Genomic DNA, 22577 nt, shown 5'->3' on the forward strand with positions numbered 1-22577 from the left:
ACACCCGGCCCCTTTCCGCCCCTGCCTTCCGCGCGGTCAGGGGCGAACCCGCTCGGAACCCGCTCGGAACCTACTCGGCGCGGGGGCCACGGCCACGGGTGCGCGTCCGAAGTCGCGTCCACGCGCACCCGCGTGGCCTCAGGCGGCGTACGCTCCCCGCACCTCGAAACGCTCGGCGGACGGCGGGGCTGCCAGCCAGTCCCGCAGGCCCGCCTGGAACTCACGGAACTCCTGGATCGCGGAAAGCGGATTCTCGGTCCCGTCCGCGATCTCCAGTTCCGCGAGGTAGGTGACTCCGTCGGGGAGCCGGTACGAGGCGTAGCGCACACCCCCGGGCCGCGCGGCCTCGATCGCGGTGAACATCTTCCGCAGCGCCGCCTCGAGCTCGTCGACGCACTCGGGCCTCACCGAGGCACGCACCATCAGAACAGCCATGTCGTCATCTCCTTCTCGTCCCTGTCACACCTGTCACACCTGTCACACCACTACCGGCCACGTGGGTGGCGCCATCTCCCTGACGCGCCCGAAGGCGCAGGTGTGACGGGAACGAAGAAGGAATCCCCGACCGGTCAGGCGTCGGGGTCGAACGAGATGCCCGCCGGCATGGCCTTCGTGAGGTGCGCGGCGAAGCTGGCCTCCTCGAGGCCGAGGTTGGCGCTGCCGAAGTCGTAGGCGCTCAGCTTGTCGCGCAGACCCGCCGGGTAGCCGTTCCAGCTCGACAACACCAACGGCTACGCGCGCGAGAAGTGCGACAACGGCTGGTGCATGATCCACCACGGCTCGCCGCCGCGGCTCCCCTCGCACCGTTCTGGCCCGCACCGGGATGGGCCGGACAACCGGCCCGCCCGAGTCCCCCGCCCTCCCCCTCACCTGCTCAACCGCGCGGCCAGGGACGCCCGTCGAGACGCTCGATGTCGCGGTTGAAACGGCTGAGATAGGCGGCGAACTCGGCCACGTCCTCGGGATCCCAGTCGGTCATGATCTTCTCCAGACCGTCCAGGTTCTCGGCACGGTGGGCGTCCAGCCGGCGCTTGCCCTCCTCGGTGATGGCGAACTTGCGGGCGATGCCCCCCTCGGGGTCGGGCATGCGCTCGACGACCCCGGCCCGCAGCATCGCGGCGGTCTGCCGGTTGAGGGTGGACGCGTCCAGGCCGAAGGCCTCTCTGAGCTCACCGATGGACATCGGGCCTTGCACCTGAATGCGGCTGAGCAGGACGTACGCGCTGCGGTCCAGCCGCTCCTCACTCACCCCGCGCCCCCGCGGATTGATCATGTGCATGTGGCGCCCGAGCAGCATGGTCTCGAATTCCAGCAGGTCAAGTGGCTTGTCCACGCGAGGCTTCCTTCGGCTCCTGGCTCGCTTCCCTACAGGAAAGCTACCTCCCGCCAGGTATACCACCGCGATATGTATGATGCACTTAACATGCATGATGCATATCGCGTGCAGCATGCAACTCGCGTGCGCCCTTGCCCGCGACTCACACCGTGATCCGGAGACATAGACCCGGATGCGCAGCACAGGCACGGACGCACAGCCCAGGCACGGATACGCACCCCGGGCCCGGATACGCAGCCCAGGCCCGGATGCGCAGCCCGGCGACTAGCCCGGAAAGAGCAACAGGGAGTACCCGTGGACAGTTCCCAGCCCGCAGCCCGCTCCGGCGGTGTTGTCGGCATCCTCGCCTTCGGCGGCATCGTGGCCGCGATCACCCAGACACTGGTGGTGCCGCTGATCGGGGAGCTCCCGGCCCTCTTCGACACCACCGCCTCGAACGCCTCCTGGGTCATCACCGCCACGCTGCTCGCGGCGGCCGTGATCACCCCCGTCGCCGGCCGCCTCGGTGACATGTACGGCAAGAGGCGCATGCTGCTCGCCTCCCTGGTCCCACTGATCCTGGGCTCCGTGGTCTGCGCCCTGTCCTCCTCGGTCGTCCCGATGATCGCCGGACGCGGTCTGCAGGGCCTCGGCATGGGCGTGGTGCCCCTCGGCATCAGCCTGCTGCGTGACGTCGTACCGGCGGAGAAGCTCGGCTCGTCCATCGCGATGATGAGCGCGTCCATGGGTGTGGGCGGCGCGCTCGGTCTGCCGTTCTCCGCGGCGATCGCCGAGAACGCCAGCTGGCGCGTGCTGTTCTGGGTCGTCGCCGCGCTGACCCTCGCGGTCGCCACGCTGATCTGGTTCTTCGTGCCCGCGGGCCGGGAGAGCACCGCCTCGGGCAGCTTCGACCTGCTCGGCGCGATCGGCCTGGGCATCGCCCTGGTCTGCCTGCTTCTCGGCGTCTCCAAGGGCGCGGACTGGGGCTGGGGCAGCGGCACCACGCTCGGGCTGCTCGCCGCCGCGATCGTCCTGCTGCTGGCCTGGGGCTGGTGGGAGCTGCGCAGCGCCGAGCCGCTGGTCGACCTGCGCGTGACCGCCCGTCCGCAGGTGCTGATGACGAACGCCGCCTCGATCCTGGTCGGCTTCGCGATGTACTCCCAGTCCCTCGTGATCCCCCAGCTGTTGCAGCTGCCCAAGGAGACCGGCTACGGCCTCGGCGAGTCGATGCTGGCCATGGGTCTGTGGATGGCCCCGGCCGGCCTCATGATGATGATCATGTCCCCGATCGGCGCCAAGCTCTCCGCCGCCAAGGGCCCGCGCATCACCCTGACCGTCGGCGCCCTGATCATCGCTCTCGGCTACGGTCTGTCGCTGCCGCTCATCGGCAGCGGCTCCCCCTGGGGCCTGCTCGCGGTGACCATCGTCTGCAACACGGGCGTCGGTTTCGCCTACGGTGCGATGCCCGCGCTCATCATGGGCGCGGTGCCCCAGTCGGAGACCGCCTCGGCCAACAGCTTCAACACACTGATGCGTTCGATCGGCAGCTCCGTCTCGGCCGCCGTGATGGCCGTGGTCCTGGCCCAGATGACCACGAAGTTCGGCCCGGTCTCCCTGCCGTCCGAAAGCGGCTTCCGTGTCGCCATGCTGATCGGCTCCTGCGTCGGCGTCGCCGCCGCGATCGTCGCCTTCCTCATCCCGGTCCGCCCCACGACCGCCCGGCCGCAGGCCGACCCCACCCAGGACACGGCCCCCGAGGCGGTCGAGGCAAAGTCCTGACCCCACCCACGGGCCCGTGTCTCCGGCCGGGTGGGATGCCGCCCGGCGATACCGTGGCGTTGGCCAAGCCGGTCCGTCGTGCGCGGCCCCATGTTGATTCAATAATATACAAATTCCCTATGGCCAGAGTAATTCGACGCGGGCGACGGGCCGCAGCGGGCCGGGTGAGGAGTGCTTCCTCAGATCTTGCTCAAGGTGATTGGGCTTGATCAATACCGGCGGGTACGCTCGACTGCGGGTCTGATCAGCAGGCCGTCGAGTGGGAGCTCACAAGAGCTCCGCCGAGCACGGGGGACGTGTTGATTCGCAACGGGGACAGGATTTTTGGGGGCTGTGCGGGACCGTTCTCCCGCACAGCGGTATGCGTGGGGGTGGACCACCCCCGGCTCAAGTTCCGGCGCCCGTAAGGCGCGGAGCCCATCCCGTGCTGCGAACCGCGAGAAGGACTTGACCAAGGCTTCTCGTACTGGCACTTCATGCGTCCCGCGATATGGGGCTTGTTCCTCTTCGCTGGATGATCGGCAGGACCTTCATGGTCCGCCGGGTACGTCCCCCCGGTTCAAGAAACGGGGAACTTCTTCATGCACATACGCGGCTCCAGCCAGACGCGTGTAGGTAAGGAAAGCGACTACTCCACCCTTCTGAGACCGATTTTTAGAAGAATTGAGGGGAAATTCTCCCGGGCGGAACCCCGGGAGCATGCACTCGGTTATCTTCAAGGGCTCCTTGCGAGCTCGGAGCAGCAGAACACGCGGAAAGCCATCGTCCAGGCGAAGGACGCGAGTTCGGACGGGAAGCGGCGCCTGCTCACCACCTCCAGGTGGGACGAGGACGGGATCCGGGACGACGTAAGGGACTTCGTCGCCGAACGTCTGGCGAGCCCGCAGGGCATCCTGATCATCAGTGAGGACGGATTCGTCAAGAAAGGTGACCACTCCGTCGGCGTGGACAGGCAGTACTGCCCTGGTGAGAGGCGCGTCGAGAACTGTCAGCTGGGTGTCTTCCTGGTGTACGCGGACGGCCTCGGGGCCGCGGCGATCATCGACCGCGAGCTGTTCCTGCCCCGCAACTGGTGCGACGCACGCGACCGCCGCCGCAGTGCCGCGGTCCCCACGGATGTGCCCTTCCGTTCCAAGGACGAGCTGGCCAGGTCGATGGTCGAGAGATCGCTGGACGCGGGCGTCCAGGCCGGGTGGGTGGTGACCCAGCTCCGGTACGGCGGCAGCCACACCCTGCGCGCGGAACTTGAGCGCCGTGGGATGCCCTACGTCCTGGCGGTGGCTCCCGAGGACCTCCCGGCCGACCCCGAAGGTCACGGTTCCTCCACGGCGTCGACCGCACCGGCGGCGGCCACGGACGGCGGTTCGGCCCCGGACGCCACGCCCATACCCGCCGACGGAGAGACGGCCCTCGCGTGGTCCATGACTCCACTGGACGAACCGACGGCGTCCGGCTTCGAGCGCTGGTTGCTGCTGCGCCGGGCCGGTGCGGAGAACGGCGGGGATCAGCCCTACATCTGTTTCGTCCCCGCGGGAACCGAACCGTCCCGGCTGGCCCGTGCGCTGCGCTGTGCCGGAGAGGCCGGCCGCCATCTGCGGTCCGCTCGCGAAGAGGCGGGACTCGACCGGTACGAGGGGCGCGTCTGGCGTGCCTGGTACCGCCACATGACTCTGGCCATGGCAGCGCACGCCGGTCTCGTTGTCGCCAGAACCCGGACCGCCGGACGACGGCGGCCGGTGCGACAGGCCGGCGCTGCCGCTGAACGCCCGGTCCGGGCCTGCCCGCGTCCGCCGGCGGAGGCCGGCGGCAGCCGTTCCGTCGGTCCGCCCCTCAAGGCCGGTACTGCGCGGTAATTCTTCTTCCGCGCTTCGTTTGGGTGTTCGTTTGCGTGCTTGATAGACAGGCGTGGAGACACCGGACAGAAAAGCGACGGCAGTTCACCAAGCCCTCGCGCGATTTCTCCAATGCTGTGACGGGATGAGCCGTGCCGTCGGCAATTCGGGTGTCTCATATCCATTCAACGGTCTCCGGATGCTGGTCTCCAGGGACCCGTCGCCGCCTTCAAGGAGGACGGATCATGACGAACACTGTCGACGAGAACACCCGGGCGCAGGCCGAAGAGGTCACCATCGAGGACCTGACCGAGGTCAGCGGTGCGGGTTTCAGCTGCGTCGGAACCATCGCCTGCGCCGGATGCCCGAGCACGGCGAGCACGGTCGGTTCGCACTGAGCCGACCGTGACCGGGGTGACCGGGGGCCGGCGACCCTCGCCGTCGGCCCCCGGGAATTCATGACGGTAGTCGCGGGACATTCTTCTTCCGCACTTCGCTTGGATCGCACGGAAGCCCTTGTTACACATAATTACGACAGCTGGACCTCGGCTCTTCCGCAGGGCAGAGGCGAAATTTCCGTGCGGGAAATGCGGAATGTGGGGGTGCAATGGAGAAGAACTTCACCGGGGAGAACGCTCGGGACGTCGTCGAGGACGTCCCCGTCGAGGATCTCGGCGAGGTCGGTGGCGCGGGCCGCCTCGGCACCGCCTGCCGCCGGTAGGCCCGCGCGGCGACGCGCCACCCGGGGGACGCGCCATACCGGCGTCCCGCGGAATCTCGGTGGCTGGGCGGCGGTTGCCGCCCGCCCCGCGCCTGACGGATGCCGTATGGCCGGCACGCATGTGTCTGCGGCCCGGCAGCGGAACTTGCCACCCGTGGACAGGGGATGAATGACATGACCGAGCTCGCAGACGCGGCCTGGAAGTACTTGACCGACCCGCACTCGCGAGGTGCCGGTAACAGCGAGCTGTACCGGCGGTTGCCCGTCGAGGCGCCGGTGCTGCGATTCGGACCGGTCTGGATCGTCTCCCGCTTCGACCTGGTCACCGCATTGGCGAGCGATCCCCGGTGTGTGATCAAGCTGCCTGAGCAGTCGGAGGCCATGTGGGCCGCCAGCCCCGCGTTCGGGGAGGTCTTCAAGCGTTCCATGTCCGTCCGGCCTCCCGCGGACCACCGGCGCCTGCGGCGCCTGGTGTCCGCCGAGTTCGGCGCCAGGACGGTCCAGCAACTGCGCCCGCGCATCGACGGCATCGTGGACCGTCTGCTGGCCGGCCCGCTCGAGCGCGGCGTGTGCGAGTTCGTCTCCGAGATCGGCGTACCGCTCCCGGTGATGGCGACCGCCGCGATGCTCGACCTGCCGGAGCAGGATTGGCCGCGCATCCTGGACTGGGCGCAGATGCTCACCGCCCAGCTCGCCGGAGCGACCGGGGGGATGGAGCAGTCCGGTCCCGCACCGGCTGCCGAGGAGCAGCTGCAGGAAGCCCTGCGGTACGTGGAGGACCTGGTGGCCCGGCGCTCCGCCGACCCCGGCGACGATCTGATCTCACGGCTCGCCCGGCAGAGCGGCGACGAGGGCAGGCTCACCCACGACGAACTCGTCTCCATGGTGATCCTGCTCTTCATGACCGGGCTGGAGACCATGACCAGCGGTCTGGTGAACGCCATCCTGTGCCTGCTCCAGGACCCGGAGTCCTGGCAACGGGTGGTCGAGGAGCCGGAGTTGGCCGGTACCGCCTTCGCCGAAGGCATCCGAGTGCTGTCGCCGGTCCCGCTGGGGTCCCGCCTGGTCGAGGAGGACATCCAGCTGGGCGAGCACCGGATCAGGGCGGGTCACACCGTGATCTTGATGTACGGCGCCGCCAACCTGGATCCGGCTCAGTTCCCGGATCCCGAACGCTTCGACCTGGAACGCCGGTCGATCGGCCAGCTCGCCTTCGGCCACGGCCCGTACTTCTGTCTCGGCGCGGCGGTATCGCTGCTGGAGGGGGAGAGTGTGCTGCGGAAGCTCGCGGCGCTGGCGCCCGGCATGTCCCTGGCCGGGGACTCGCTGCGCTGGCGGGCCGATCTGGCCTTCAACAGCCTGGCCGAACTCCCGGTACGGCTGGCCGGCCGCGCGGACGCCGTCCAGAATCCCGACCACCATGAGGTACGGCTGTGACGGTGACCGCCGCCGGGCGGGCACCCGGCGCGTCCCCGGGGCGGGGGCGCCGGCCAGGTGCCGTACGGACCGCCCAGGTGCCGCAGATGGAGGAGTACGACTGCGGTGCCGCGTGCCTCGCCGTCGTCCTGTCCGCCCATGGACGGCATGTCCCACTGCACGAGTTGCGCGAGGTCTGCGGGGTGGGCCGGGACGGGGTCACGGCGGCCGCGATCGTCCGGGCGGCGGGCGAGTACGGGCTGCGGGGGGCCGGCCGCAGGGTCAGGTTGCAGACCGACGCCGGAGTCGACGTCCGCCCGCTGCGGGAGTTGCCGCTCCCGGCGGTGGCCTTCGTCAACGGCAATCACTTCGTGGTGCTGGAAGGTGTTACGCGTCGCGGAAAGGTGGCCGTCAACGACCCGGCCGGCGGTCGGAGCACCCTCGACCCGGCGGAGTTCGCACGGTCGTTCAGCGGGATCGTCCTGACCTTCACCACGTCCGAGGAGTTCCGCACCGGAGGACGGCGCGGCGGGCCCGGCCGGATGCTGGGCGGCTGGCTCAGGCCTCACCTTCCCCTGGTGACCTTCGCCATCGTGGCCGGCCTTCTGGCCACGGCACTCACACTCGCCGGGGCGTTGGTCGTACGGGCCGGAATGCTGCGCATCGCGGGTACCGGCGACGGCGATCCGAGCGGCACGGTGACGGGGCTGCTGGCTGTCGCCCTCGGCGCCGGGCTCGCGGTGTGGCTGCAGCAGCGTGCCCTGACCCGGATACTCACCCTGGTGGCGGCCCACCGGTCCCGCGCGTTCCTCACGTCTCTCCTGGCGCTGCCAGGTCTGTTCTTTCACCGCCGCTTCGCGGGCAGTCTGGCCGCTCGCGCGCAGCTCGCCGACACCACGGCGATGGAGCTGACGACCCGTCTGATCCCGGTCCTGGCCGGCGCCGCGGGCATGGTCCCGCTGCTGACCGTCATGAGCATGTTCTCCGGTGTGCTGACGGTCCTGGCCGCTGCCGGGGCATGCCTGAGCGCCTTCGTCTTCCGCCTGGCCGCACGCCGGGCGGCCCCCGAGGAGAAACGGCTGGCCGTCGGGCAGGCCGACCGTGACGGGGGTGTGCTGGCTGCCCTGGGGATGATCGAGACGCTCAAGGCGGAAGGCACCGCGTCGCGTTTCTTCGACGACTGGGCCGACTCGCACGCCCACGAGCTGGACATCCGGCACCGGCTTGCCGTGTCGACCCAGCGCTACACCGCGTTCGGCACCGGGCTGGATGCGCTGACCGGCCTGGCCGTACTGGTCTGCGGGGCCCTTCTGGTGCGTCAAGGGCACCTGCGCGTCGCCGACTTCATGGGCTTCATCTCCCTGTTGGGGGCGTTCCACGCCACCACCGGCCTGGTCGCTCGGTCCGGCCTCGACCTGGCCAGGCTCGGCGGCAGCCTCGCGAAACTCGACGACGTACTGCGGGCGGCGCCCGATGAGCGGTACACGCGCGATGCGGTCTACGACCCGACGGCGCCCAAGCTCATGGGAGGGGTGGAGCTGCGAGGTGTGACCTTCGGCTACGACCCCCACCGTGCGCCACTGATCAGCGACGTCACCGTACGGATCCAACCGGGTGAACGCGTGGCCGTCGTCGGCGCCACCGGCAGCGGCAAGTCCACGCTGGCACGGCTGGTCATCGGCGCGCTGGACCCGTGGCAGGGAGAGGTCCGGTTCGACGGCCGCCCCCTGGCCCGGATCTCCCGCGCCGAGCTGCTGCGCTCGCTGGCCTACGTCAGTCAGCGTCCGCTGCTGCTCGAAGGCACGGTGGCCGAGAACGTCACGCTGCACCAGTCCGCCATCTCCGACGCGAGGGTGCGGGCCGCCCTGGCCGACGCCTGCCTGGACGATCTGGTCGACCGGCGCGGAGGAGCTCACCATGCGCGGGTGAACGACGGCGGGAGCAACTTCAGCGGTGGAGAGCGGCAGCGGCTCGCTCTCGCGCGCGCCCTGTCCCGCGATCCGTCCGTGCTGGTGCTCGATGAGGCGACCAGTGCCATGGAATCGCCCCTGGAAGCAGCGGTGGACGCCAATCTGAGGCGGCGTGGGGTCACCACGATCGTGGTCGCGCACCGGCTCAGCACCGTTCGCTCGGCCGACCGGGTCCTCGTCGTCGACGGCGGACGTGTCGTCCAGCAGGGACACCACGACGAGCTCGTCGACGCCGACGGCCCGTACCGGCGGCTCGTGCGGGAGGCGGCGTGAGCGGCGTAAGCGGCGAGAGCGGCGCGAGAACGCATGAGCGGCAGGCGGCCGTCCCCACGGTGATGGGCTCTGCACAGGTCTGGCAGGCCCGCCGCACCGCGCTGAACCGTATCGCTGCCGCGCTCGGCGCCCTGCCCGAGGCCCCGGAGGCCGCCCCGCCCGGCCCCGATGCGGTCGCCGCCGCGGCCGCCGCCTGCGGACTGCGGGCGCGCCGGGTGCGTCTGGGCGACGAACTGACCCGCCGCCCCCGGCATCCGCTGCTGGCCGAACGGGCCGATGACGGCATGCCGGTGGTGCTGCTGCCCGGTCGTCGGCGCCGGCAAGCCGTCCCCGCTGGGGCCGGCCGTGCCGTTCCGCTGGAGGCGTCCACGCTGTCGGCCCTGGACCCCTTCGGCTGGCGCTTCCACCGAAGGCTGCCGTACGCGGCGCCGGAGGGCTGGAGCCTGGTGCGCTTCTGCGCCGCGGGGGCCTTCGGCCCGCTCGCGCTCGCCCTCTGCGCGGGACTGCTCGCCACCGTGCTGGGCTTCGGGGTGCCGCTGGGAGCGGTCCGGGTGATGCGGGCGGCCCTGTCGGACCAGGGGGACACGTTGCTGTGGACCTGCCTGTTCCTGGCGGCTGCGGTCGGCGGCTCGGTGCTGTGCACACGGGTGCGCGACCTAGCGGCGGTGCACTTCCAAAGTCACGTCCAGGCGACGATGGAACCCGCTGTCTGGGATCGGCTGCTCGGTCTCGACCTGCCGTTCTTCCGCCGTCAGTCCACCGCCCGGCTGCTCGGGCACGCAGGCGGGGTCACCCGGTTCCGTCAGCTGCTGGGCGATGGCGCCCTCGACGCCGTGCTGGGCGCGGTGTTCACCTCCTGTGCGCTCGGCCTGCTGCTCTTCCTCGATCCCTGGCTCGGCCTCGCCGGGATGGGCTCCGCCCTTCTGCTGGCCGTCCTGGTCGGCTGGCTCGGATGGTTCCAGCAGGCGCACGACCGACACGTGCACGACAGCGTCGACGATGCCCAGGCGCTGCTCTACCCGGCGCTGACCGGCATCGACGAGATCCATCTGTACGGGTGCGAGCGCGCCGTGTTCGACCGCTGGTGGCGGGTCTTCTCGCGGCAGAAGGAGGCCGACACGGCGGGACTGCGGTACGCCGAGGTGTCGAGCGCGCTGCTGACCGCGTCCCAGCCGTTGCTGCTCGCCGTACTGCTGTCGGTGGCCTGGTGGACCGGTCAGGGACTGGCCGGGTTCATCGCTGTCGGCTTCGCGGGCGCCCAGCTTGCGGTGGCGGTCGGCAGTCTCCACCACGCGCTGCAAACGGTGTTCGCGGTCGGCCCGGTGCACGCCCGGCTCAGGACGATCCTGCGCGCCGCGCCGGAGACCGCCCCCGGTACCCGGCTGCCCGGGGTGCTCCGCGGCGAGATCGAGCTGCAGGACGTGACGTTCTCCCACGCCGGGGCGCGCAGACCAACGCTGGAAGGCGTCGATCTGCGCATCCGCCCGGGGGAGTTCGTCGCGGTCGTCGGTCCGTCCGGCGCGGGCAAGTCCTCGTTGCTGAGGCTGCTGCTCGGCCTGGACACGCCCCAGAGCGGGCGGGTGCGGTACGACGGGCAGGCCCTTGCCGAGCTTGACCGCGAGGCGGTCCGCGCCCAGCTCGGGTACGTCCCGCAGGACTCGAAGGTGCTCCGCGGCGACCTGCGTTCGGTCATCCTCGGCGGCGTCGTGGCCGCGTCGGACGCGGACGCCTGGGAGGCCGCCGAGGCGGCGGGGATCGCCGAGGACATCAGACGGCTGCCCATGGGCCTGCGGACCCGGGTCTCCGACGGCGACTCAGGTTTCTCCGGCGGGCAGCTCCAGCGGCTGCTGCTCGCCCGGGCCCTGGCGAAACGGCCGCGGATACTCCTGCTCGACGAGGCGACCAGCGCACTGGACAACGCCACCCAGGACGAGGTGAGCCGCCGGGTGGCCCGGCTGGGGGTGACCCGGGTGGTGGTCGCCCACCGCCTGAGCACGATCCGCCAGGCCGACCGGGTCGTGGTGCTGGACGGCGGACGGGTCGTGGAGTGCGGGACCTACGACGAACTGGCCTGCCGTGGCGGAGCGCTGGCGCGGCTCGCGGCCACGCGGTGATGAGGGTGATGAGAGCGATGAAAACCGGCTCTGCGCAGGCAGGGCCTGTCAGCAGGACCCATCGGATGAGGAGAGAGATGCGCACGGTCATCAGGTTCAAGCGTTTCGTCCGTGCCGAGGTGGTGCCCGCAGACGGCGTGTACCTGATTTCCGAGCGGTCGGGGCAGACCAGGTTGCAGGGGGCGCTCATCGAGCGGATGGCCCCCCTGCTGTCCGGGAAGCACGACCGATCGCAGATCGTGGCGGCGCTGGCGGGCGACTTCCCCGGCGGCCGGGTGGAACGCGCCCTGGACATGCTGATGTCGGCCGGTCATGTGGTGGAGGTCGACTCCGCCGTCGAGCCACGGTCCGGCGGCTACTGGGAGCAGGCGGGCCTCGACGGTGACGCCGCGATGCTGGCCGTGCACGACCGGCCGGTGGAACTGATCACGCTGGGAGACGTCCGTCCGGAGTGGTTCGTCGACGCCGCCGCACCGCTCGGAATCCGCTTCGGCGGGGCGGACAGCCCGCTCGCCGTCGTGCTGACCGACGACTATCTGCACCCGGACCTGGCGGAGTTCAACCGCGTGGCGCTGGAGACCGGACGGGCCTGGCTGCTCGTCAAGCCGATCGGCAGCACGCTCTGGGTCGGTCCGGTGTTCGAGCCGGGGACCACGGGCTGCTGGAGCTGCGTGTCGAGCAGGCTGAGCGGCAACCGGATGGTCGCCTCGTACCTGAAGCAGCGTCAGGGCGGTGACCGGCCGCCGGTCACCGCGCTCGCGGACCTGCCGGCGACCGTGCAGACCGGGATGCGGCTCGGTGCGCTCCAGGCCGCCAAGTGGCTGGCGGGGGCGTTCGGCGGTCCGGCAGGCCACATTCCGGGCCCCCAGCAGGCGGAGGTCTTCACGCTCGACACCCTGACCATGGACTCCGAGCGCCATCCGGTGACCCGCCGCCCGCAGTGCCCGGCGTGCGGAAATCCCGCTCTGCAGGCCGAACTGCACCGGCGCCCGGTGGTGCCGGCCAGCCGCGGCAAGCGGATCACGTCGGACGGCGGCCATCGCGCGAAGGACCCGCAGGAGCTGCTCGACACCTACGGGTACCTGGTGAGCCCCGTGACAGGGCCGGTGACCAGCCTGGTCAAGGTGCCCACCGGGATCGACGGGCTGCACAGCTACACGGCGGGGCAGAATTTCGCGGTCGGCATGTCCGACATCGGTGATCTGCGGGCCGGCCTGCGCAGCATGAGCGCGGGCAAGGGCATGAGCGACGTGCAGGCCAGGGCCAGCGCCCTCGGTGAGGCCATCGAGCGCTACTCGGGGCTGTTCCAGGGCGACGAGGCGCGCATCACCGCGTCGTACGAGGATCTCGGCGGGCAGGCGATCGCCCCGAACGAGCTGCATCTGTACAGCGAGCAGCAGTACGCCGACCGGGCCGAGTGGAACCGGCGGGACTCGCACTTCCACCGCGTCTGCGATCCGTTCGACCCGGCCCGGCCCGTGGAGTGGACGCCGGTCTGGTCGCTCACCCGGCGCACTCACCGCTATCTGCCCACCGCGTCGCTCTTCTACGGCTACCGCGTGCCCCGGGGATACGTCTTCTCCGGTGCGGACTCCAACGGAAGCGCCGCGGGCACCAGTCTTGAGGACGCGGCACTGCAGGGCTTCATGGAGCTGGTGGAGCGCGACAGCGTGGCGATCTGGTGGTACAACCGCCTGCGCAGGCCCGCCATCGACCTCGACAGCTTCGACGAGCCGTACTTCGCACAGTGGCGGGAGATGTACCGGTCGGCGAACCGCGAGACGTGGGTACTGGACCTCACCAGCGATCTGGGCATCCCGGTGGCCGCCGCGGTCTCGCGCCGGGTGGACAAGCCGGTCGAGGACATCCTGATCTCCTTCGGAGCGCACTTCGACATCAAGGTCGCGGTGGCCAGGGCACTGACCGAGATGAATCAGTTCCTGCCGGCGGTGCTGCCGATCGGGGCGGACGGGTCGGGCGACTACGCCTTCCCCGACCCGGTCCAGCAGCACTGGTGGCGGACCGCGACCACCGCCAACCAGCCGTACCTGCTGCCCTCGGGCGAGGCGCCGCGACGGGCGGCCGATCACCACGATCCGTCGAGCAGCGACCTGCTCGACGACCTGCGGCTGGCACAGCGGATCGTCGAGGGGAAGGGCTTGGAGATGCTGATACTCGACCAGACCCGCCCGGACATCGGCCTCCCGGTGGTCAAGGTGATCGTGCCCGGTCTGCGCCACTTCTGGCCTCGTCACGGCGCGGGCCGGCTGTACGACGTGCCGGTGCGCATGGGCTGGCTGGACGCCCCCACCCCAGAGTCCGGCCTCAACCCGATCGGGATGTTCCTGTGACCACGACCGAAGACGTGAGCGCAGCCGTCGGCAGCGCCCCCACGGGCGACCAGCCCCGCCCCGACGAGTCGGCGGTCACCTTCCGCGAGGGGGTGCGGGTCACGTCGGAGGGCGACGGGGTGCGGGTGCAGAGCCCCTGGGCCGCGTTCGTGCTCGGCCGGCTCACGGACGGAACCCGCGCCGCCATCCACCGCCTCGCCGGGGAGCCCGTACCACCCGCCGTGCTGCTCGCCGGGTGCACTCCCGCCGAGCGCGTCCAGGTGCTGCGGATCATCGACCGTCTCGGTTTCCTGATCACCCGTTCCGTGCTGGCGGGGGGCCGGGCGCTGGTGCGTATCGAGGCGACCAGCCGCGCCGCCGCCTACCGGCCGGTGTCCGTGCCGGCCGAGGCGCCCTTGCGGCTGTCGAAATTCGCCTTCTGCCGCTCCCACTCCGGCGCTTTCGTCCTGGAGTCGCCGCTCACCCCCCACCGTGTGCTGCTGCTGGATCCGGCGAGCCGAGCGGTCGTGGGTGCGCTCGGCGACCGCGTGCGCGCGGCGGACCTCGCCTCGGCGGACCTGCCGGCGGAGTCGGTGACCGAGTTGCTTGAGCACCTGGCCGGTGCGGGTTTCGTGGACGTCGGCGAGTGGGCCGGCGGGCAGGCGCGATTCGGGGCCGATGAGGACGAGGTGCTGGAGCAGTGGGACTTCCACGATCTGCTGTTCCACTCCCGCAGCCGGGCCGGCCGCCACGACGAGCCCTTCGGCGGCATCTTCCCCTACGAGGGACGGATCGAGCCGCGCCCCGCGGTCAAGCAGCCGCCCGCCGGACCGTTCATCGAGCTCTACCGGCCTGCCCTCGATGACGTCCTGGCAGCGGATCCCGCTCTGACCACGGTGCTGGAGGGGCGCACATCGGTGCGTCAGTACGGCGAACAGCCGATGACGGTACGTCAGCTCGGCGAGTTCCTGTACCGGACCGCTCGGGTGCGGTCCGAGTACGGGCCGCGGCCGGACCAGAAGATGCCGTACGAGGCGACGTCCCGGCCGTACCCGTGCGGTGGCGCCGCCTATGAGCTGGAGCTGTATCTCACCGTGCGCCGCTGCGAGGGCCTCGCGGAGGGTGTCTACCACTACGACCCGGTCGGCCACCAGCTGCGCCTGGTCAACGGGAACGCCGAGGACCGGTCCGCGATGCTCTACCTGGCATCGGTCGCCACGGGCGGCATCGCCGTTCCCGACGTGCTGGTGACCATGACCTCCCGCTTCCAGCGCCTGTCGTGGAAGTACCGTGGCATCGCCTACGCGGTCACCTTGAAGCACGCGGGCGTCCTGTACCAGACCATGTACTTGGTGGCGACGGCGATGGGGCTGGCGCCGTGCGGACTGGGCAGCGGTGACGCGGACCTCGCCGCCCGGGTGCTGGGGCTCGACTACCTGCGGGAGTCGTCCGTCGGCGAGTTCATGCTCGGCAGCCTGCCCGCCGCCGAGCGGGCCGCCTCCGCCACCGTGCCACCGGCCGACTGGCGGGCGGCCAACGACCCGCAGTGGACGGACACCGCACGGGCACTCCTCCACCGCCTCGACGGCTGACGCATGGCCATGGACACGCCTTCCACGCCCGCGAACGCCGCGGTGTCCGGGCCGCGGATACCCGACTTCGGCACGATCCCGCCCGCCCCGGCGGGTCGCGGCACGGTCGCACCCGTGCTGATGGCGCGGGTCTGCGGACTGCCGGTCGGCGTGCTCGACGAATCGGCGACGCCGCGGTCCACCGGGCTCCTGAGGGACGCGCTGGACGCGGCGGACGCCGCCGGGGAACTGGCCGGCTCACTGGCTGACGCCATCTACCGGCTGGTGCCACGGCTCGACGGCGACCGCGCGGCCCGCCGGGCCGCCGTCGGGCTCCGCCGGGACATCCACAACGGCCGCCTCGCGCCGAGCACCGGCAGGGCCGCGGACCTGGTGTCGGCGCGTCTCGACCCCGGGCCGTCACACCGGCTGGAGGCCTGGCTGGAGGCGATGCGCCGGTACCAGGACGGGCTCGGCCAGGCGGAGGAGGTCTTCGCCACGGAGCTGCCCAAGGCCGGGGAGGCACTGTTCGGCCGCCTGCGGGAGCCGCGGGTGGCGTCCGGTCTCGCGCTGGCCAGCCCGCAGTTCGCCAGGCGCCTGCTGGCCCAGGACGGCCCGGCATCGGCCGGCCTTGACACGCGAGGTGCCCGCAGCGCGGCGGCCTATCTGTCCCGTATCGCCGTCAAGCCCAGTCCGTTCAGCACGTTGACCACCCTCGACGTGGCGTGGCTCGGCAGTGCTCCACCGGAGGTGGCGCGGCCGGCTCCCCGGCGGAGCGGTCAGGACGGGGCAGCCGGCGCGGTGACGTCGTCGCGCGGGCTGGCCGTCGCTCTGCTGCTCGCCTGCGCGGCCCATCCGGACCTGGCGCAGGCGCTGGACGTGGTGGCCAACTCCGGGCTGCGACGGGTAGGCGACCGCCTGCTCGCGGCGCTCCCGGTGTACGCCGCCGCGGACGGTTTCTTCTTCCGCGAGGACGAGGTGACCGACTGCGGGCTGTACGAGTGGGCGCTGGCTCTTCTGCCCTGTCGACCGACCCCCTTCACGGCGTTGGCGGCGCAGTTGGGGACCAACGGTCCGCAACTGGCCGCCCGCTGGGTGGAGATGGGGCTGCTGCAACCCGTCACCCCGTGGCGGCTGGCCGACGGAGGGCACCTGCGGGCGCTGTCCCGGGCGGTCCGGCACCGTACCGACGCCGATGCGTCACCGGCAGCGGCGGGCGTCCGGGCCGCCCTGGACACCCTGGGCGAGCTGGAGGCCACCGTCACCACCACGGTGGACGCGGCGGAGCGTGCCCAGGCGGTCGAACGCACCAGGGACGCGGCCAGGGCCACGTTCAAGGAGCTCGGCCGGCCCGTCCCGTCCTGGCTCGACGGCACTCCGCTCTTCCACGAGGCGGTCGCGAGCCCCGAAGGACCGGCCCGCGAGCTGCCCGGGCGCGTCGGCGACGACCTCGCGCACGCCGCCCGGTGGCTCGCCCCGCATGTGACACGCACCCCGCTCTACGACGGGTTGGTGGAACGCTTCGTACACCGGTACGGCGTCGGGGGCACCTGTTCCGATCTGCTCGGCTTCCTGTACGAAGTCCTCGCGCACGCCGACCCGTACGCCCTGGCGCGGCAGGACACGCTGCCACCGGCGGGGGATCCCCGCGGTGACGACATCCCCGCGCCCGGCCGGCTCCTCGGCCACGGCACCCTGGGCACCGCGAGCAACTCGCTCTTCTTCCAGGTCGCCGCCGAGGACGCCGCTCATGTCGCGGCCGGTGACTACACGCTCGTCGTCAACCTGGTGCAGAACGGGGTCGGCGGGCTGCTCAGCCGCTGGGCCTGCGTTCCGTCCCTGCACGACCGGATCGCGCCGGCCCTCGACGACTGGCTGCGCGGACTGCATCCGGGCTGCCGTGTCCTTCAGGTGTCGGCCTACCCCGACTGGTCCGAGATGCAGCGGCCCACGCTGAGTACGGTGCCCCGGCTCCGCTGGCCCGCGGACCTCCCGGACGGCGACCCCACCACCGTCGACATGGCGGGGCTGTCGCTCTGCCACGACCCGGACACCGGCACGCTGCAGGCGTACGACCATGACGGAAGCCCCGTGGCGTTCGCCTACCTGGGGACCACCCCCACCTACTTGCTCCGCGGAGCGGTCCGGCTGCTGTGCCTGCTCTCCGACCCCTGGATGACGCTCGGCAGGGCCGATCGCGAGGTCCGGGCGTTGGACCGGGTGACGACCGGTGAAGGGGCCCAGTACCTGCCACGTATCCAGCATGGACGGGTCGTCTGGGCCAGGGCCCGGTGGCGGCTGCCCGCAGCCCGCCTGCCGCGGCCGGACCCCGGCGTGTCGCCGGTGCGGTTCCTGGCCGACGTGGAGCGCTGGCGGCGTCAGCACGGACTGCCCGAGGAGGTGTTCCTGGTGCAGATCACGCGGGGACCGAGAGGCGTGCGCAAGGAGAAGCCGCAGTGGCTCGGCTTCGACAACCCCTATGTGGTGTGGGCCGCGCTGCGTCAGATCCGGTCCGACGCCCTGGCGGTGGATCTGGTCGAGGCGCTGCCGGGCCGGGGCGAGCACTGGAACCGGGACGCGGCCGGCGCGCCGGTCGCGACCGAGTTCTCGGGGCTGGTGCGGCATGGCTGACACGTTCGGGGAGGTGCGGGTGCCCACGCACGACTGGCTGTACTACCGGATCCATGTCGCCGATCCCGCCGGAATGCAGGAACTGCTCGAGCGCGTCGTGCGCCCGGCCCTTGCCCGGCTGCGGGACGAAGTCCCGGAGTTGCGTTGGTTCTTCCTGCAGTTCATGGATGTCTCCGGGCTGCATCTGCGCCTGCGTCTGAACGCGCGGCAGGCGTCGCTCATCCACGTCGAGAGCACCCTGGAGGGCCTGCTGCCGTCCGTGCGACACCGCGGTGTCACGAAGCACGTCTACGCACCGGAGACCCACAAGTTCGGCGAGGGCGAGGGCATGCGCCTGGCGGAACGGATCTTCGAGCACGGCAGCGAGGCCGCACTCGCCTGCCTCGGGCCCCGGCAGCGCTCCCTGCGCACGGCCTATGCGGCCACCCACATGACGCTGATGCTGGCTCCGCTCGAACCCCGGCTGCGCAGAACCTTTTTGCATCAGTACGCCTGGTACTGGAGCGGCGGCCCGCTGCTGCGTGGCCGGCTACCGCACGGCGGCGCCGCCATCCCGGACGCACCCGCCAGATCCGCACGGCTGCTGGCCCAGATCGAGTGGGTGCTCTCGGATCCCGGCGCCCGTTCCGTGCTCACCGGATACGCCGAGGCATGCCGGCGGGAACTGTGCTCGCGAACACGCATGCACATTCCTCGGACCGATTCCTTCCTGCTTTTCCACCATATTCACCTGATGAACAACCGGCTCAGTGTTGTACCTTCGGAGGAAGCGCAGTTGGCGCGCTTCCTCTGGCTCGCCGACGACGCATTGCCGAACGCGGCCGAAGTGACGGTATGACACTTGTCATCAGGGGTGTTCCGCGAACCTCACAGGAAAGTGGTGACACCGGTCTCTGCCGGGAACTGCGCCGCGCCGATAGCCTGGGATCATGCCTGAACAGCCAGTGATCGAGGTGTCGGACCTCCATCAAAAATACGGGGAATTCTCCGCAGTTCGCGGAATTTCGTTCGACGTGCAGCCCGGAGAAGTATTCGCGTTGCTCGGGACGAACGGCGCGGGAAAGACCACCACGATGGACATCCTGGAAGGGTTCCGGCCGGCCACCCGGGGAACCGCCCGTGTACTCGGGGTGGACCCCCATGCACACCGGCGGAAGATCGCGCACCGAGTCGGCATCATGCTCCAGGAGGCCGGGTTCTTCCAGGAACTGACCGCCGCCCAGACCGTCGACGCGTGGCGCCGGTTCATCGTCAAGGCGCGGCCCCGGGCCGAGGCGCTGGCGATGGTCGGGCTGGAGGACCGAGCGAAAACCCCGGTGGGCCGGATGTCGGGCGGTGAGAGGCGACGGCTCGACCTCGCCCTGGCGCTGCTCGGCCGACCGGAGGTCCTGTTCCTCGACGAACCCACCACCGGCCTGGATCCCGAGGCCCGCCGCGACACCTGGCAGCTCATCAGGGGCCTGGTCAACGAGGGTATGACCGTCCTGCTCACCACTCACTACATGGAGGAGGCGGAGTTTCTCGCCGACCGGGTGGCGATCATGGACCACGGCCGGATCGTCAGGTCGGGCACGCTCGGTGAGATGGTGCGGCAGTTCGCCGCACGGATCTCCTTCCGCCTGCCGGCGCAGTTCCGCGCCGCCGATCTGCCGGTCCTGGGCGGCACCGAGGTGCAGGAGGAGTCCGGACGGGCGGTGCTCCTGGCCCGCGATCCGCAGGACGTACTGAAGGCGCTGCTGCACTGGGCCGACGGCGCCGGCGCCTCGCTGCGTGAACTCGAGGTGCGCAGCGCCTCTTTGGAGGATGTCTTCCTCGACGTCGCCGAGAACGGTAGGAAAGCCCCGTGATGTGGTTCCGGTACACCTTCGCGCAGTTCCGACTGTCCCAGCAGGTCTACTGGAAGCAGTTCGGTTTCGCCTTGACCGCGGTGATCGTGCCGCTCGGGCTCGGCATCGCCTACCCGATGAGCATGCACGGCAAGAAGCTGATCGCCGGAATCGACGCCGGGCAGTACGCGCTGGTCGGCTTCATCGGCTTCGTCCTGCTCTGGATCGTCTACAACCTGATCAATTCGGCCGCGTCCCGGCGTGATGCCCTGATCTACAAGCGGTTGCGGGGAACCGCTCTCCCGGACACCTCCATATTCGCCGGGGAAGCGCTCAGCGGCAGCATGGTCAGCCTCGCGGAAGTCGTCGTTCTGATCGCCGCCGGATGTGCCCTCATGGGTTCTTCCGGACCCCAGAACATCCCGCTGTTCCTGACCGCCGTCCTGCTGGGCGCTGCCATGTTCGCGTTGGTGGCCATCGGCGTCTCCGGTCTGCTGCCCAATGCAGAGGTGTCCACCTGGATCGCCACCCCCTTCATGATGCTGATGATGCTGGGTTCCGGCGTCACCATGCCTCTGTCCAGCCTCCCGGAACTCCTGAGGACGCCGGCTCAGTACCTGCCGCTCACCCCGGTCGTGGAAATTCTGCGAACCGCCTATTTCGGCCGCGACTTCGCCACCGATTCGGCGGGCTCGGGAGTTCCGGATCACATCGGATTCCTCGACGCCTTCCAGGCCTGCTCAACTCAGGTCGGTATCATGTGCGCCTGGACCGCGATCGGACTCGCACTCGCTCAGAAGTACTTCCGCTGGGACCCGCGGCACGCCGGATGACCCGGCGGGCACCCGCCAAGGGCGGTGCCGCAGGCGGGGGTTCGACCGGACCGTGACATGGGGGAGACAGAGGCTCGTGCTGGGGCAGTCATCGGAGTCCGTTCCGCGTGCCGTCGGAGTCCTCATCATCGGGCTGTTCCTGTTCTACGTCGCTGAGCCGGCGTTCTACTGGGGCTCTTCCCGGCCGGGCGTGCCGTATGTGCTGGCCGCCGCCGTGGGCGTCCTGGCGTTCGGGGCGACGTTCATACGTATCGTGCGGGACAGCGTCCGGCACGGGCCCGGCACGAACTCACGTACCGTCGACCTGGCCGTGTGCGGGATCGTGGGCTTCGGTGTCTGCTTCACCTGCGGCCCGTACTGGATGGCGCTGCCAGCGTTCTTCGGCGGAGCGGCTCTGCTGTCCCTGTCGCTGTGGTCCGCCGTCACGGTCGGGGCGCTCGCGCTCGTCGGCGAGGCTCTGACCGGCCTGATGCTGGGCCTGAGCGGCTCCGGGACGGTGGAGGTGACCGTCCGGGCCGGCATCACCGCACTCGTGGTGTTCGCCCTTGGGCGGTTGGGTGTCCTCATCAGGGAAGTGCACCGGGCCCGGGCGGAATTGGCCCGGATGGCGGTGGTGCAGGAGCGGCTGCGGTTCTCCCGCGATCTGCACGATGTGCTCGGCCACACCCTCTCCGTCATCGCACTCAAGAGCGAGGTGGCGGTCCGGCTGGCTGCGCGGCGGCCCGAGCAGGCCCGGCAGGAGATGGAAGCGGTGGTGGACATCGCCCGCAGCGCCATCACCGATGTCCGTACGCTCGTCAGGGGTTACCGGCAGCCGTCCCTGTCGGCCGAGATCGACGGCATTCGCTCCGTGCTGGAGACAGCCGGGGTGACGTGCGAGGCCGACGCGATACCGCAGCAGCTTCCGACGGCGGTCCAGGACGTCCTCGGCTGGGTCGTCAGGGAAGGCGCGACCAACGTCCTGCGGCACAGCCGGGCGAGCTCGTGCCGGATCAAGGTCCGCATCAGCGGGGACACCGTGCTTCTCGAAATCCTCAACGACGGTGCGCAGCAGCAGGCGGAGGGACGGCCGCGGCGGGACGGTCACGGCCTGGTCGGCCTCTCCGAGCGGCTGGCGGCTCTGGACGGCCGGCTCGCCTTCGGCCCGGGTCCGGGCCGCACCTTCCGCCTGCGGGCCACCGTCCCGCGAGATCCGCCGAACAGCGAAGCCACCAGGGAGACAGCGCCATGATCAGAGTTCTCATAGCCGAGGACGAACGGCTCATCCGCGAGGCGCTGGCGGTTCTGCTCTCGCTGGAGGACGACATCGAGGTCGTCGCGCAGACCGGGACCGGCGACGAGGTCGTGGGGCTTGCTGCCGCGCACCGGTGCGACGTGGCGGTCCTCGACATCGACATGCCCGGTATCAACGGGCTCACCGCCGCCGAGCGTCTCCGGTCCGACCAGCCGGGATGCGCGGTCATCGTGCTCACCAGCCACGGCCGCCCCGGCTATCTGCGACGTGCGGTGCACGCCGGCGTCCGCGGGTTCCTGACCAAGGAGGTCGCCGGCGACCGGCTCGCGCAGATCGTGAGGGAAGTCCACGGTGGCGGGCGGTACATCGATCCGGTTCTGGCCTCCGACGCGATCGCCGTCGGGGAGAGCCCGTTGAGCAGGCGCGAGCTGGAGGTTCTCAGACTCGCGGAGGATGGCCGCCCGTTGCCCCGTATCGCCGAGGAGCTTTCGTTGAGCGAAGGGACCGTTCGCAACTATGTCTCGGCGGCGATCCAGAAGCTCGGCGCGTCCAGCAAGCTCCATGCGATCCGTATCGCGACTCAGGCCGGATGGCTGTAGCGGATCACCGTTGTGATCGGCCACAGCCATCCGGCCCTGGAGGACAGCCGGCCCGGACCGCCTAGGACCCGTCGGGGGGTGAGGCAGGGGGCGATGGCCGTCGGCTGAAGCGGGCGGCGATAACAGCCGGCCT

16 protein-coding genes and 1 pseudogene are annotated in these 22577 nt (G+C 70.6%); 14 read left to right on the top strand and 3 right to left on the bottom strand.

Annotated elements, in window-relative coordinates; all coding sequences use genetic code 11:
• Positions 1–138: 138 nt before the first annotated feature.
• The 3 genes and pseudogenes from ACIQTP_RS39265 to ACIQTP_RS39275 form a co-directional block, all read right to left on the bottom strand.
• A complete protein-coding gene (locus tag ACIQTP_RS39265; RefSeq protein WP_403408970.1) occupies positions 139–435 on the bottom strand; it encodes a hypothetical protein in 297 nt (98 codons plus the stop codon).
• 134 nt (positions 436–569) lie between these two features.
• A pseudogene (locus ACIQTP_RS39270) lies at positions 570–722 on the bottom strand (NPP1 family protein); the annotation flags it as partial.
• Between the two features lie 152 nt (positions 723–874).
• Positions 875–1333, bottom strand: coding sequence for a MarR family winged helix-turn-helix transcriptional regulator (locus ACIQTP_RS39275; RefSeq protein WP_403408972.1), 459 nt, complete (start codon positions 1331–1333; stop codon positions 875–877).
• Between the two features lie 297 nt (positions 1334–1630).
• Here ACIQTP_RS39275 and ACIQTP_RS39280 point away from each other — a divergent pair, with 297 nt between their 5' ends.
• The 14 genes from ACIQTP_RS39280 (at position 1631) to ACIQTP_RS39345 (ending at position 22444) form a co-directional block, all read left to right on the top strand.
• A complete protein-coding gene (locus ACIQTP_RS39280; protein WP_403408974.1) occupies positions 1631–3094 on the top strand; it encodes an MFS transporter in 1464 nt (487 codons plus the stop codon).
• A 581-nt stretch (positions 3095–3675) separates the two neighbouring features.
• Positions 3676–4947 carry an IS701 family transposase gene (locus ACIQTP_RS39285; protein ID WP_403408976.1) on the top strand — a complete coding sequence of 424 codons (1272 nt, stop codon included), beginning with the start codon at positions 3676–3678 and terminating at the stop codon, positions 4945–4947.
• A 224-nt stretch (positions 4948–5171) separates the two neighbouring features.
• The gene (locus ACIQTP_RS39290) at positions 5172–5324 is read left to right on the top strand and encodes a thiocillin family RiPP (RefSeq protein WP_403408978.1); all 153 of its coding nucleotides are present in this window, start codon (positions 5172–5174) and stop codon (positions 5322–5324) included.
• A gap of 497 nt (positions 5325–5821) precedes the next feature.
• Complete coding sequence (locus ACIQTP_RS39295) at positions 5822–7084, top strand: cytochrome P450 (protein WP_403408980.1); 1263 nt, start codon at positions 5822–5824, stop codon at positions 7082–7084.
• Entirely contained in the window at positions 7081–9306 is a 2226-nt protein-coding gene (locus tag ACIQTP_RS39300) for an ATP-binding cassette domain-containing protein (protein ID WP_403408982.1), read from the top strand. The genes ACIQTP_RS39295 and ACIQTP_RS39300 overlap by 4 nt, the downstream gene beginning before the upstream one ends.
• Positions 9303–11420: an ATP-binding cassette domain-containing protein gene (locus ACIQTP_RS39305; protein WP_403408984.1), complete on the top strand. Its 2118-nt coding sequence runs from the start codon at positions 9303–9305 to the stop codon at positions 11418–11420. Before ACIQTP_RS39300 ends, ACIQTP_RS39305 begins: the two co-directional genes overlap by 4 nt.
• A 77-nt stretch (positions 11421–11497) precedes the next feature.
• Complete coding sequence (locus ACIQTP_RS39310) at positions 11498–13771, top strand: TOMM precursor leader peptide-binding protein (RefSeq protein WP_403408986.1); 2274 nt, start codon at positions 11498–11500, stop codon at positions 13769–13771.
• The gene (locus tag ACIQTP_RS39315; protein WP_403408988.1) at positions 13768–15342 is read left to right on the top strand and encodes a SagB family peptide dehydrogenase; all 1575 of its coding nucleotides are present in this window, start codon (positions 13768–13770) and stop codon (positions 15340–15342) included. Before ACIQTP_RS39310 ends, ACIQTP_RS39315 begins: the two co-directional genes overlap by 4 nt.
• A 3-nt stretch (positions 15343–15345) precedes the next feature.
• A complete protein-coding gene (locus ACIQTP_RS39320) occupies positions 15346–17952 on the top strand; it encodes a lantibiotic dehydratase (protein ID WP_403408990.1) in 2607 nt (868 codons plus the stop codon).
• Complete coding sequence (locus tag ACIQTP_RS39325; RefSeq protein WP_403408992.1) at positions 17945–18790, top strand: thiopeptide-type bacteriocin biosynthesis protein; 846 nt, start codon at positions 17945–17947, stop codon at positions 18788–18790. Before ACIQTP_RS39320 ends, ACIQTP_RS39325 begins: the two co-directional genes overlap by 8 nt.
• Positions 18791–18881: 91 nt before the next feature.
• A complete protein-coding gene (locus tag ACIQTP_RS39330) occupies positions 18882–19799 on the top strand; it encodes an ATP-binding cassette domain-containing protein (RefSeq protein WP_403408994.1) in 918 nt (305 codons plus the stop codon).
• Entirely contained in the window at positions 19799–20611 is an 813-nt protein-coding gene (locus ACIQTP_RS39335) for an ABC transporter permease (protein ID WP_403409045.1), read from the top strand. The genes ACIQTP_RS39330 and ACIQTP_RS39335 overlap by 1 nt, the downstream gene beginning before the upstream one ends.
• 76 nt (positions 20612–20687) lie before the next feature.
• Complete coding sequence (locus ACIQTP_RS39340; protein ID WP_403408996.1) at positions 20688–21842, top strand: sensor histidine kinase; 1155 nt, start codon at positions 20688–20690, stop codon at positions 21840–21842.
• Positions 21839–22444, top strand: a complete 606-nt coding sequence (locus ACIQTP_RS39345) for a response regulator (protein WP_403408998.1) — start codon at positions 21839–21841, stop codon at positions 22442–22444. Before ACIQTP_RS39340 ends, ACIQTP_RS39345 begins: the two co-directional genes overlap by 4 nt.
• Positions 22445–22577 lie beyond the last annotated feature (133 nt).

The organism is Streptomyces sp. NPDC090798 (assembly GCF_044768965.1).
Lineage (GTDB): Bacteria > Actinomycetota > Actinomycetes > Streptomycetales > Streptomycetaceae > Streptomyces.

What these genes read in the sequence shown, in the direction of transcription:
- ACIQTP_RS39295 (WP_403408980.1), top strand. Translation starts at nt 5,822, where the DNA reads ATGACCGAGCTCGCAGACGCGGCCTGGAAGTACTTGACCGACCCGCAC.
- ACIQTP_RS39310 (WP_403408986.1), top strand. Translation starts at nt 11,498, where the DNA reads ATGCGCACGGTCATCAGGTTCAAGCGTTTCGTCCGTGCCGAGGTGGTG.
- ACIQTP_RS39325 (WP_403408992.1), top strand. Translation starts at nt 17,945, where the DNA reads ATGGCTGACACGTTCGGGGAGGTGCGGGTGCCCACGCACGACTGGCTG.
- ACIQTP_RS39320 (WP_403408990.1), top strand. Translation starts at nt 15,346, where the DNA reads ATGGCCATGGACACGCCTTCCACGCCCGCGAACGCCGCGGTGTCCGGG.
- ACIQTP_RS39290 (WP_403408978.1), top strand. Translation starts at nt 5,172, where the DNA reads ATGACGAACACTGTCGACGAGAACACCCGGGCGCAGGCCGAAGAGGTC.
- ACIQTP_RS39285 (WP_403408976.1), top strand. Translation starts at nt 3,676, where the DNA reads ATGCACATACGCGGCTCCAGCCAGACGCGTGTAGGTAAGGAAAGCGAC.
- ACIQTP_RS39265 (WP_403408970.1), bottom strand. Translation starts at nt 435, where the DNA reads ATGGCTGTTCTGATGGTGCGTGCCTCGGTGAGGCCCGAGTGCGTCGAC.
- ACIQTP_RS39335 (WP_403409045.1), top strand. Translation starts at nt 19,799, where the DNA reads ATGTGGTTCCGGTACACCTTCGCGCAGTTCCGACTGTCCCAGCAGGTC.
- ACIQTP_RS39345 (WP_403408998.1), top strand. Translation starts at nt 21,839, where the DNA reads ATGATCAGAGTTCTCATAGCCGAGGACGAACGGCTCATCCGCGAGGCG.
- ACIQTP_RS39330 (WP_403408994.1), top strand. Translation starts at nt 18,882, where the DNA reads ATGCCTGAACAGCCAGTGATCGAGGTGTCGGACCTCCATCAAAAATAC.